This is a genomic window from Streptomyces sp. NBC_00654, assembly GCF_026341775.1.
Taxonomy (GTDB): domain Bacteria; phylum Actinomycetota; class Actinomycetes; order Streptomycetales; family Streptomycetaceae; genus Streptomyces.
Genome location: NZ_JAPEOB010000003.1, coordinates 221,690 through 232,621, shown reverse-complemented (window position 1 = coordinate 232,621; position 10,932 = coordinate 221,690). Strand labels below are relative to the sequence as shown.

The window sequence follows — 10,932 nt, the reverse complement described above, 5'->3', positions numbered from 1 at the left end:
GGGCCCGGGGCTCCGGGGCTCCGGGGCTTCGCCGGGCCCCGGCGGGTCACGGGGTCACGCGGCCCCGTGGCACTCCCGGTACGTGTTCCCCGAGCCGCACCAGCACGCCGCGCTGCGGGCCGGCGGCCAGGGGACGGCGCGGCCGCGGGCGGCGAGGGTGGTGGCGTACTGGGGGAGCAGATCCGGATCGGCCGGGGACGCGGCCTCCGACGCGGCGAACGCCTCGTACGAGGGCACCGTGCCCGTGACGATGCCGAGATTCGGCGTGCCCGCCGCGTGCAGATCGCGCAGGGCGGCCTCCAGGCGGTCCAGATGGGTCTCGTGCGTGACGTACTCGGTCGCCAACCCCGGGTACGCGGTGAGCAGTTCGCCCAGCTCCTCGGCGGTCCAGTGCAGGACGGCGACCGGGAACGGCCGGGACAGCGCCGTGCGGTAGGTGCCCAGTTCCACACGGAGCCGGGTGATCTCGGCCTTCAGCTCACCGGGGTCGGAGGAGCCGAGCGCCCACACCCGCTTCGGGTCGTGCAGCTCGTCGAGCGGGACGGCGGCCGTGTGCAGGGCGTCGGCCAGCTCGTCCCAGGGGTCGTGTCCGACGCCCATCAGCCTGCGTACGCGATGGCGTCCGGTCAGCAGGGCCTGGGTGGCGTACGGGACTTCCTCGCCCGGCGCCAGCAGCAGGGTCAGCGCGGTCGAGAAGAAGTCATGGGCCGACTCCAGCTCGTCATGGGCCTCCAGCGTCTGGGCGGCGATGTCCCACGGGGCCGCCTCCAGCGGGCCCGCGGCGCGGATGCCGTCGATGATCGCGCGGGCCTCGGCCTCGTGCCCGTACTCCCAGAGGTTGGCCGCCTTGAGGGCCTTGACCAGGTGCGGGTTGTCGACGGTGGCGCCGGGGGCGGCGAGGAGTTCGTCGTAGAGGGTGCTGGCGCGGGCGCGGTCACCGGCGAGTTCCAGATGGGCCGCGGCCTGGAGGACCAGCGGCTCGCGGTCCTCGGGGTACTGCGCCGCGGTGCGCAGCAGGCGCTCGGCTTCGGTGGTGTGGTCGGCAGGCGTGTCGGGGCGCATGAACCACACGGTACTGCCGTACGGCAACGGGAGGGAGGACGGGGAGAACCCCGCCGGGTACCGGGAGAACCCTGGTGGGTTACGGGGATTGCCCCTATCGTTCGGCCCGTGCGGGAGCGGGAGCGGATACCGGTCGTGGTGCAGGGGAGCGCGCGAGGACGGCTGTCGGCCGTGCTGCGGCGACTCCCGCGGCAGCCGTGGAACCCGCGGAACCCCTGGGGCCCGCGGCGCTCGTCGAGCGTGCGGAGGACGTGGCCCCCGCGGGGCGAAGTGCCGCCCGGCTCGCGGATGCGGGGCGCCGCTGTGCGCGGACTGTGGACCGGGGCCGAGCTGGTGATCACCCTCGGCGTCGTCCTGCTGCTCCTCGTCGCCCATCAGCTGTGGTGGACCAACCGGCAGGCCCGCGAGGGCGCCGAGCACGAGGTACGCGCGCTTCAGCGCGACTGGCGGCAGGACCGGCCGCAGGACCCGGACGGCGCCGGCGCGGGAACCGCACCCGACGCAGCGCCCGATGCGGCCCCGGACACCACCCCGGACGCGCCGCGCGACGGGCGGCCCGCGCGCACCGGCCCGTCCTCCGCCCCGCGCTGGGACCAGGCGTACGCCGTCCTGCGCATCCCGCGCATCGGCCTCACCGCCCCCGTCGCCCAGGGCATCAGCAAGGGCGGCGTCCTCGACAAGGGATACGTCGGGCACTACCCCCGCACCGCGCAGCCCGGCCGGCCGGGCAACTTCGCGGTCGCCGGACACCGCAACACCCACGGCGAACCGTTCCGCCGCATCGACCGGCTGCGCCGCGGCGACCGGATCACCGTCGAGACCCGGGAGGCCGTGTACACGTACACCGTCGACAAGAGCCTCGCGCGGACGACGGCGTCGGACAGCGGGGTCATCGCCACCGTGCCGCGCAGCAATGTGCGGACGTCGGCCGGGTACAGCACCCCGGGGTACTACCTGACGCTGACGACGTGCACGCCCGAGTTCACCTCCCGTTACCGGCTCATCGTGTGGGGCAGGCTCACCGCGATGCGCCCGAGGTAGCCACGGGGGCCGGGGCCCGGGGATAGGGTCCCGGAGTGCTCAGAGTCCTCAAGACACGTCCGCAGTTGCTGTGGCTGCTGGTCCCCTATGTGCTGTACCTGGGGGCGCTGCCGTTCGTGAACCGGGTCCAGCCGGTGGTGTTCGGGCTGCCGTTCCTCTTCGTGTGGCTGCTGGGGGCGACCCTGCTGACACCCGTGGCGGTATGGCTGACCTGGCGGGGGGACCGCCGGTGAACGCCGCCGTGGCGACCTCCGTCTTCGCCGTCTTCATGGTCGCGACCGTCGCCCTCGGCCTGCTCGCGATGCGCGGGCGCGGCGGCGGCACGGGCGGCCTCGCCGAATGGTCGGTCGGCGGCCGGAGCCTGGGGCCCGTCTTCATCTGGGTGCTGATGGCCGGTGAGGGCTACACCAGCTTCAGCTACCTGGGCGCCGCGGGCTGGGGCTACAACTACGGGGCACCCGTCCTGTACGTCGTCGCGTACATGTCCTGCGGATACGCCATCGGCTATGTCGTCGGCCCGATGCTGTGGGCGTACGCGCGCCGGCACGGTCTGGTCGGGATCACCGACATGGTGGCGCACCGCTTCGGGCGGCCGTGGCTCGGCGCGGTGGTCGCGGTGCTGGCGACCGTGTTCCTGCTGCCGTACATCCAGCTCCAGATCACCGGCATGGGCGTCGTCGTCTCGACCATCTCCTACGGTGCGATCAGCCTGAACTGGGCGTACTTCGTCGCCTTCGCCGTCACCACCGGCTTCGTCGTGGTCAGCGGACTGCGCGGCAGCGCGTGGGTGTCCGTGCTGAAGGACGTCCTCGTCATCGCCACCCTGGGCTTCCTCGCCCTCTACGTCCCCATGCACTACTTCGACGGGTACGGGCCCTTCCTCGACCGGCTCGTCACCGAGAAGAGCGAGTGGCTGACCTTCCCCGGCCACGGCGACAGCGGACTCGGACAGGCGTGGTTCATCAGCACGTCGTTCCTGAACTCGCTGACCGTGGTCATCTTCCCGACCACCGTCGCCGGGTACCTCGGGGCGCGGAACGCGGACGCCCTGCGCCGCAACGCGATGTATCTGCCCGCGTACAACATCCTGCTGTTCGTGCCGATGCTGCTCGGCATGGCCGCGCTGTTCGTGGTGCCGGGACTGGTCGGCGCGGAGTCGAACCTCGCCCTGTTCAAGCTGGTCGTGGACTCGCTGCCCGCCTGGGCTGTCGGGATCATCGGGGTCGCCGCCGCACTGTCCTCGATCGTTCCCATGGCCGTCTTCATGCTGGTCATCGGCACGATGTGGGGGCGCAGCGTGCTCTCGCTCGTGCCGCGCTGGGAGCAGCGGCAGAAGGGGGCCGCGCAGGTGGTCGTGGTGGTGGCGGGCGGCCTCGCGCTGCTGCTCACGTACACCGCGCCGAACACCCTCGTACGGCTCTCCCTCATCTCGTACGAGGGGATGGCGCAGCTGCTGCCCATGGTGCTGCTGGCGCTGGTGTGGCGGAGGCTGACCCTTGCCGGGGCGTTCAGCGGGCTGGCCGTCGGGGTGGCCGTGGTCTGTGTGCTCGTCTTCACGGGGAACGATCCGGTGTGGGGGGTGAACGCCGGGCTGGTCGCGCTCGCCGCGAACCTGGCCGTCGCGCTGGCCGTGACGTTCGCGGGACCGCGCGACCGGGACGAGCGGCCCGATGACGACGTGCTGGCGAAGGACGAGCTGGAGCCACCGGCGGCCCGTACGGTCCGGGCCTGAACGTCCAGCACGGCTCCGGCGTGACGGGTGCCATCGTGTATAACGAACGGAGTAGCGGATACGCGTACGCGCGTCCGGACACGTCAGACAGCGCAACGAGAGGAGGGGCCGATGCGGGACACGAACCGTCTGCACGGCGCCTTCCCGCGGCTGCTCCGGCCCATCGGCCTGCTGGTCCTCTTCCTCACCGAGGTGCTCCTCGCCGAAGGCGGCAGCCTCTCCGCCGCCGTCGCGCTCGCCGCCACCGCCGCCGCGGGCTCCGCACTCCTCGCGTGCTCCGTCATCAGCGCCCGTTGCGCCGCTCCGGTGCCCCGCACCCGGGTCCGTACCGCCATCAGGGACCGGGAGAAACGCACCGCGTTCCTGCCCCAGCGGGACCCCGACGCCAGGGGCCGCACCAGGCCCCGAGCTCCCGGCCGCGCCCTCCTGACGGCCGCCGCGTAGGGCTTCCCTTCCTCTTTTCCGCAACGGACGCACCCCGCGCGGGCCGTCATGCCGAGTTCGTCTCATCCCGGCACGACGAGACCCCCGGAGGGCTCACCCATGTCCGCTTTCATGTCCGCCTTCGCGAGCCTGGTCGGCTCGCTCGCCGATCTGCTCCAGCCGCTCTTCCAGGGCGCGTCCGCGGCCGCCGCGATCGTCCTGTTCACCGCCCTCGTACGGCTGGCCGTGCACCCGCTGTCGCGGGCCGCGGCACGCGGGCAGAAGGCCAGGACCAAGCTCCAGCCGCAGATCGCCGAACTGCGCAAGAAGCACGGCAAGAACCCCGAGCGGATGCAGAAGGCCCTCATGGAGCTGCACGCCAAGGAGAAGGTCTCGCCGCTCTCCGGCTGCCTGCCGAGCCTGCTCCAGATGCCCGCGTTCTTCCTGCTGTACCACCTGTTCTCCAGCCGGAACATCGGCGGTGAGCCCAACGAACTGCTCGGCCACCAGCTCCTGGGGGCGCCGCTCGGCGAACGCTGGCACGACGCGCTCTCGGACGGCGGGGCCTTCGGCGCGTCCGGCCTGGTCTACCTGGGGCTCTTCGCGATCGTCGCGGCCGTCGCCACCTTCAACTACGGGCGGACGAAGCGCCAGATGGCCGCCAACCCCATGACGCCCGCCACCGGCCCCGACGGACAGCCGGTGCCCGGCATGGGGGCGATGACCAAGCTGATGCCGCTGATGTCCTTCGCGACGCTGTTCACCGTCGCGGTCGTCCCGCTCGCCGCCGCCCTGTACGTGGTCACGAGCACCACCTGGACCGCCGTCGAGAGGGCCTGGCTCTACCGCGACCTGCCGGCCGCCGGTGCCGCCATGGCCCCCACGATGTAGGGCGCGGGGCGGGTGCGCGGGGAGGTACGCAGGTCCGGTGCGCGGAGAGGTACGCAGGTCCGGCGCGAAGAGGGGCACGCGGTCCAGTGTGTGAACAGGGTCTTGCGGAGTGATCCGATGTCTTGGAGGATCGACCAAGCCTTTCGCTGGCCGCAACCCACCGACGGGCTCGATCTCGACCAAGGGGAGTTGGACCGTTGAAGCTGCTTCGAGTCGGTACGGCGGGTGCGGAACGACCCGCGCTTCTTGACCGCGACGGGACCCTGCGCGACCTTTCGGGGATCATTCCGGACATCGACGGCGATCTGCTCGCCGACGACGCGGCGCTCGCCCGGGTCCGGGAGGCCGCCGCCGCGCCCGGTGAGCTGCCCGCGCTGGACGCGGAAGGGCTGCGGGTCGGTCCGCCGCTCGGCCGGATCGGCAAGATCGTGTGCATCGGGCTGAACTACCACGACCACGCCACCGAGACCGGCGCGGAGATCCCGGCCGAGCCGATCCTGTTCTTCAAGGCACCGGACACCGTCGTCGGACCCGAGGACACCGTGCTGGTGCCGCGCGGCAGCCGCAAGACGGACTGGGAGGTCGAGCTCGCCGTGGTCATCGGGCGCACCGCCCGCTACCTGGACTCCGCCGAGGAGGCGCTCGGGCATGTCGCGGGCTACGCCACGGCGCACGATGTCTCCGAGCGGGAGTTCCAGATCGAGCGCGGCGGCACCTGGGACAAGGGCAAGAACTGCGAGACGTTCAACCCGCTGGGCCCCTGGCTGGTGACGGCCGACGAGATCCCCGACCCGCAGGCGCTGCCGCTGCGGCTCTGGGTCAACGGCGAGCTGAAGCAGAACGGCACCACCGCCGACCAGATCTTCCCGGTCGGCGAAGTGGTCCGCTATCTCAGCCACTTCATGACGCTGTACCCGGGTGACGTGATCAACACCGGTACGCCGGCCGGGGTCGCCCTGGGGCAGCCCGAGCCGAAGCCGTACCTGAAGGCGGGCGATGTCGTCGAGCTGGAGATCGAGGGGCTGGGGCGGCAGCGCCAGGAGCTGAAGGACGCCTGATCGGCCCGTGGTGGACGGAGGGGGGGCGGGTACCGCGGACACATCGCGGCACCCGCCCCTTTCCCGGCCCGCCCGTACCTTGCCCGGCCCTTTCCCGGCCCGCCCGTACCTTGCCCGGTCCGCCACGCCTCTCCCGGTCCGTCCGCCTCTCCCGGTCCGGGAAAGGCGGACGGCCGCCCCCGATCAGGCGCCCAGCGACGAGACGAACCGGTCCAGCGCCTCGGTGACCAGCGCGTGGTCCTCGGCCTGCGGCAGGCCGGAGACCGTGACCGTGCCGATCACCCCCGCGCCCTCGACCGCGATCGGGAACGAACCGCCGTGCGCGGCATAGACGTCCGGGTCCAGCCGCGAGGACTCCTCGAACGTCGTCCCCTTCGCCCGGAACCGGGTGCCGACCAGGTACGAGCTCTCGCCGTACCGCTCCACGACCCGGCGCTTGCGGTCGATCCACGCGTCGTTGTCCGCGCTGGATCCGGGCAGCGCGGCATGGAAGAGCTGCTGGGCGCCGCGCCGGATGTCGATCGCGACCGGGGCGTGCCGCTCGCGGGCCAGCGCCACCAGGAGAGCGCCGAGGGCGTACGCGTCGTCGTAGCCGAAGTGCGGCAGCCGCAGGCTCCGCTCCTGGGCGATGAGCTCGGAAATGGTCGGAGCACCGGTGCTCATGCGGACAGCTCCTCGTCGGTGAACGCGTTCTCGTCGTGGTGCGGCAGCAGGGTGACGGAGACGCCCTCGCGGGCCGAACGGCGGGCGGCCTCCAGGACGTCCAGCGCGGCGGCGGCCTGCGGGGCGGTCACCGGGTTCGGGCCCGTGCCGCGCACGGCGGCGGCCACGGCGGCGTAGTACGCGGGGTAGTCGCCCGGCAGCGTACGGACCGGGTCGCCGCCGCCCGTCAGCGGGGACTCGCCCGAGCCCAGGCGGCCCCACAGCGCCTCGGGCTCCTCGCCCCAGGGCTCGCCGGCGGCCGGACGCTGGCCCGCGCGCAGGGCGGCCTCCTGCGGGTCCAGCCCGTACTTCACATAGCCGGCCGTCGAGCCGAGCACCCGGAAACGCGGGCCGAGCTGGGCCGCGGTGGCGCTGACGTACAGATGCGAGCGGACCCCGTTGGCGTGGGTGATCGCCAGGAACGTGTCGTCGTCGGCGGCGGCACCCGGACGGCGTACATCGGACTCCGCGTACACCTGCACGGCCGGGCCGAACAGGAAGAGCGCCTGGTCCACGACATGGCTGCCCAGGTCGTACAGCAGACCGCCGATCTCGTCCGGGTCACCGGACTCGCGCCAGCCGCCCTTGGGGTGCGGACGCCAGCGTTCGAAGCGGGACTCGAAGCGCCGCACCTCACCCAGCGCGCCGTCGCCGATCAGCCGGGCGAGCGTACGGAAGTCGTTGTCCCAGCGGCGGTTCTGGAAGACCGAGAGCAGCAGCCCCCGCTCCTTCGCCAGCGCAGCCAGCTCCCGGGCCTCGGCGGCGGTGCCGGCCAGCGGCTTGTCCACGACCACCGGCAGACCCGCTTCGAGCGCGGCCGTCGCGAGCGGCACATGCGTCCTGTTCGGAGTGGCGATCACGATGAGGTCCAGTTCGTCCGCACGCCCCCAGAGCTCATCGGGCGAGGCGGCGAACCGCACCCCGGGGAACTCGGCGCGGGCCTGCGCCTGCCGCTCCTCGTTCGATGTCACGACCGTGTCGAGGGCCAGGCCCTCCGTCGCGGCGATCAGGGGGGCGTGGAAGACGGAGCCGGCCAGACCGTAGCCGACAAGGGCGACGCGAAGGGGAGCGTTGGCAGTCATGCGATCCACTTAAGCAACGCTGTTGCCAAAGTGCAAGCGACAGGGACAATGGTGTGGTGAACAGGAGCGATACGAGGAACGACACCAGGAACGGAGCCGGGGCCAACCTTCCGACGCTGCGCCACCACAACGCCGCGCTCGTGCTGGACCTGCTGCGGGCGGCGGGCGCGGCGGGTATCAGCCGCCTCGAACTCGCCGAGCGCACCGGGCTCACCCCGCAGGCCGTCAGCAAGATCACCGCCCGGCTCCGGGCGGAGGGCCTGGCCGCCGGGGCGGGCCGCGGCGCCCCCACGGGCGGGAAGCCCCGCACCCTGCTGCGGCTCGTCCCGGAGGCGGGATACGCGGTCGGGCTGCACCTGGACCGCGACGAGCTGACCGCCGTCCTGGTCGACCTCGCCGGTACGGCCGTCGTGGCCCGGACGGCGCCGCTGGACCTCGGAGCCCCGGCCGACGAAGTGCTCATGGGCGCGGTCGAAGCGGTACGGGGGGTGGGCGCCGCCGGCCCGGAGCGGCGGGTGCTCGGGGTGGGCGTGGCCATGCCCGGCCCCCTGGACCACCGCGAGGGAGTGCTGCACCGCGTCACGGGCTTCCCGCAGTGGGACGGGTACCCGCTGCGGGACGTCCTCGCCCGGCGCACCGGGCTGCCCGTGGTCCTCGACAAGGACACCAACGCCGCCGCCCTGGGACTCGCGCTGGGAGCGCCGGACGCGGGTGACTTCGCCTACCTGCACCTGGGGACCGGGCTGGGCGCGGGGCTCGTCCTCGGCGGTGAGGTGCACCGGGGGGCGCGCACGGGGGCCGGGGAGTTCGGGCACCAGACCCTCCTGCTCGACGGGCCCGTGTGCGGCTGCGGCGGGCGCGGCTGCGTCGAGGCGCTGTGCCTGGCCGCAGAGGCCCGGGGTGACCGGGCGGAGGCCGCGCGGGTGCTGGGGACCGGGGCCGCCAATCTGGTCGGGCTGCTCGACATCGACCGGGTGGTGCTGGGCGGGCGCACGGTGGCCGCCGACGAGGACGCGTACGTACGCGGGGTGCGCGCCGTGATCGAGGAGCGCGCCCGGCGGGACGGGACCGGGCGGCCCGTACCCGTCACCGTCGCCGGGGGAGGCGACCGGCCGGTCGCGGAGGGCGCCGCCCAACTGGTGCTCGCGCCGCTGTTCGGACGGGTGGGCAGCGTGGGGGACTTCGCGGGGCCGGGTCCGGACCCGGGGCCGGTTCCCGGTCCGCGGCCCCTGGGTGGCACGGTGACGCGGGGCGGCCGGGCCGCCGGACGGGACACCGAGCCTATGGGGGTGGGGTCGTGGGAGTGATCGAGCGGTTGTGGGCCGCCGGGGAGATGCCGTACACCGACGCGCTCTACCGGCCGGACGACACCGCCGTGGAGGTGTGTGCCGACAGCCCCGGGGCCTACCACCCGGACGCCGGGCAGCCGATCCCCTTCCGGCTCGGCGGGCCGGTCGACGTGGCCGGCGCCATCGAGGAGGACGGCACCACCGAGGCGGACACGTACTTCGACAGCCCGCTTCCGGACGGATCGGGCTGGATGTGCGGCGGCGGCAGCGGGATGGGCAACGTCGGCTACCTCGCCCGCCTGAACGCCGACCGCTCCTTGCGGTGGGTGGCCGTGATGTGGAGCTCCAACCCCTTCCTGGGGGTGCGCTACGAAGGGGCGACCGCCGTCTTCACCAACGACTGGGGAAACCTGCTGACGCTCGACCTGACGGCCCCCGCCCTGGCCTGATCGCGCTCCGGCGGCCGGAAGGTCCCCTCCGGCCCGGTCCTGCCCGTGCCCGGTCCTGCTCCCGTCCGCTCCTGGTCCTGCTCTCCCGCCCGGTCCTGCCCGCTCCTGCCCGTGCCCGCCGTACGGGCGACGCCCCGGCATGTCGCCACCGTGTCACCGCGCGCGCGTGGCAGCGTCGCCGTCCACAGCCGGTGGCCCCCGCCCCGGCCGTTCGCGAGCAGCAAAGGGTGTCCCCCTATGCCCCCCAATCCCCCCGCACGACTGCGCGACGGCCGTGCGCTCACCACCTTCGGACTGGCCGCCGGACTCGCCGTGCCCGCCGCACTCCTCGGCGGCACTCCGGCCGCCGCCCACACCGACCGGGCCGTCCGCCCCGTCGCCGCTTCCGCCCCCGCCTCCTCCGCCGGGCGGCAGTCCGCCTGCGGTGACCGGACGGCCAAGGACTTCCCCATCGACACCCGGATCCACGGCGGCCCGGACACCTACGCCTCCGGCGGCGGCTACGGCACCTGGTACCTGGACCTCACCAACACCACCTCCGAGCCGTGCCCCGCCATCCACCCGGTGCTGGTCCTCACCGACCAGGACCGGAGGCTGACCGCCGACCAGATCCAGCTGAAGTTCTCCGAGCGCACCGGCCCCGGCACGGAGCACCGGGTGACCTGGGAGACCACGGACCGGGACGAGCAGATCGGGGTCTTCGGCGGCGGTGAGTCGGACGAGGAGTTCTCCGGCTTCACCGTTCCCGCCGGACGTACCGTCACCGTCCGGGTCCGTATGGCCTTCACCTCCGACACCCGGCCCGGCAGGGTGACCGCCAACGCCGCCGTCGTCCAGCGCCATCCCGGCAGGACCACCGGCAAGGCGACCGGCAGGGCCCCCGGCACGGTGGACGGGGACTGGGTGGGGGAGTCGGACGACTACCCGTTCGCGATCGTCGAGGGCGGCCTCGACGGCGGCCGTGAATCCGGCGGCACCGGAACCGACACCGGTGCGGACGCGGACCCGGGTACGTCGGACACGGTCACCGACCCCGGCGCCCCCCTCCGTGACGCCGCCGGAAACCCCCTGCCCGAGCTCGCCCGCACCGGGCAGAACGGGACGGTCGGCGCCGGGATCGCAGCGGGCGCGCTGTTCGTCGGCGGGTCGGCCATGGTGGTCCGGGTCCGGCGAACGCGCCGCACCCACGGCTGAGCGCGCGTA

General features: G+C 73.4%; 12 protein-coding genes. 9 read left to right on the top strand and 3 right to left on the bottom strand.

The window, feature by feature from the left end; translation table 11 throughout:
• Nucleotides 1-54: 54 nt before the first annotated feature.
• Nucleotides 55-1,062 (bottom strand): SEC-C domain-containing protein, encoded by a 1,008-nt coding sequence (locus OHA98_RS33450; RefSeq protein WP_266931344.1) that lies wholly within the window; start codon nt 1,060-1,062, stop codon nt 55-57.
• Nucleotides 1,063-1,350: 288 nt separating this feature from the next.
• Between OHA98_RS33450 and OHA98_RS33445 the strand changes: the two genes are divergently transcribed.
• The 6 genes from OHA98_RS33445 (at nt 1,351) to OHA98_RS33420 (ending at nt 6,207) form a co-directional block, all read left to right on the top strand.
• A complete protein-coding gene (locus tag OHA98_RS33445; protein ID WP_266931343.1) occupies nt 1,351-2,103 on the top strand; it encodes a class E sortase in 753 nt (250 codons plus the stop codon).
• A 35-nt stretch (nt 2,104-2,138) separates the two neighbouring features.
• Nucleotides 2,139-2,336, top strand: a complete 198-nt coding sequence (locus OHA98_RS33440; RefSeq protein ID WP_266931342.1) for a DUF3311 domain-containing protein — start codon at nt 2,139-2,141, stop codon at nt 2,334-2,336.
• Nucleotides 2,333-3,835, top strand: coding sequence for a sodium:solute symporter (locus tag OHA98_RS33435; RefSeq protein WP_266932509.1), 1,503 nt, complete (start codon nt 2,333-2,335; stop codon nt 3,833-3,835). The genes OHA98_RS33440 and OHA98_RS33435 overlap by 4 nt, the downstream gene beginning before the upstream one ends.
• A gap of 111 nt (nt 3,836-3,946) precedes the next feature.
• A complete protein-coding gene (locus OHA98_RS33430; protein ID WP_266931341.1) occupies nt 3,947-4,279 on the top strand; it encodes a DUF6412 domain-containing protein in 333 nt (110 codons plus the stop codon).
• A gap of 99 nt (nt 4,280-4,378) precedes the next feature.
• Nucleotides 4,379-5,149 (top strand): YidC/Oxa1 family membrane protein insertase, encoded by a 771-nt coding sequence (locus tag OHA98_RS33425; RefSeq protein ID WP_266931340.1) that lies wholly within the window; start codon nt 4,379-4,381, stop codon nt 5,147-5,149.
• A 197-nt stretch (nt 5,150-5,346) separates the two neighbouring features.
• Entirely contained in the window at nt 5,347-6,207 is an 861-nt protein-coding gene (locus tag OHA98_RS33420; RefSeq protein ID WP_266931338.1) for a fumarylacetoacetate hydrolase family protein, read from the top strand.
• A 183-nt stretch (nt 6,208-6,390) separates the two neighbouring features.
• On the opposite strand, the gene OHA98_RS33415 is transcribed toward OHA98_RS33420, so the two are convergent.
• Entirely contained in the window at nt 6,391-6,870 is a 480-nt protein-coding gene (locus OHA98_RS33415) for a heme-degrading domain-containing protein (RefSeq protein ID WP_266931337.1), read from the bottom strand.
• Nucleotides 6,867-7,991 (bottom strand): Gfo/Idh/MocA family oxidoreductase, encoded by a 1,125-nt coding sequence (locus OHA98_RS33410; RefSeq protein ID WP_266931336.1) that lies wholly within the window; start codon nt 7,989-7,991, stop codon nt 6,867-6,869. The genes OHA98_RS33415 and OHA98_RS33410 overlap by 4 nt, the downstream gene beginning before the upstream one ends.
• Before the next feature lie 53 nt (nt 7,992-8,044).
• Between OHA98_RS33410 and OHA98_RS33405 the strand changes: the two genes are divergently transcribed.
• The 3 genes from OHA98_RS33405 (at nt 8,045) to OHA98_RS33395 (ending at nt 10,923) form a co-directional block, all read left to right on the top strand.
• Complete coding sequence (locus tag OHA98_RS33405; RefSeq protein ID WP_266931335.1) at nt 8,045-9,298, top strand: ROK family transcriptional regulator; 1,254 nt, start codon at nt 8,045-8,047, stop codon at nt 9,296-9,298.
• Nucleotides 9,289-9,729 (top strand): hypothetical protein, encoded by a 441-nt coding sequence (locus OHA98_RS33400; RefSeq protein ID WP_266931333.1) that lies wholly within the window; start codon nt 9,289-9,291, stop codon nt 9,727-9,729. The genes OHA98_RS33405 and OHA98_RS33400 overlap by 10 nt, the downstream gene beginning before the upstream one ends.
• A gap of 237 nt (nt 9,730-9,966) precedes the next feature.
• On the top strand, nt 9,967-10,923 hold the full coding sequence (locus tag OHA98_RS33395; protein ID WP_266931331.1) for a hypothetical protein: 957 nt from the start codon (nt 9,967-9,969) through the stop codon (nt 10,921-10,923).
• The last annotated feature ends 9 nt before the right edge of the window (nt 10,924-10,932 follow it).

Bases quoted from the DNA above. Each gene is read 5' to 3' on its own strand.
- OHA98_RS33450 (WP_266931344.1), bottom strand. From the start codon at position 1,062: ATGCGCCCCGACACGCCTGCCGACCACACCACCGAAGCCGAGCGCCTG.
- OHA98_RS33445 (WP_266931343.1), top strand. From the start codon at position 1,351: ATGCGGGGCGCCGCTGTGCGCGGACTGTGGACCGGGGCCGAGCTGGTG.
- OHA98_RS33430 (WP_266931341.1), top strand. From the start codon at position 3,947: ATGCGGGACACGAACCGTCTGCACGGCGCCTTCCCGCGGCTGCTCCGG.
- OHA98_RS33425 (WP_266931340.1), top strand. From the start codon at position 4,379: ATGTCCGCTTTCATGTCCGCCTTCGCGAGCCTGGTCGGCTCGCTCGCC.
- OHA98_RS33415 (WP_266931337.1), bottom strand. From the start codon at position 6,870: ATGAGCACCGGTGCTCCGACCATTTCCGAGCTCATCGCCCAGGAGCGG.
- OHA98_RS33410 (WP_266931336.1), bottom strand. From the start codon at position 7,991: ATGACTGCCAACGCTCCCCTTCGCGTCGCCCTTGTCGGCTACGGTCTG.
- OHA98_RS33395 (WP_266931331.1), top strand. From the start codon at position 9,967: ATGCCCCCCAATCCCCCCGCACGACTGCGCGACGGCCGTGCGCTCACC.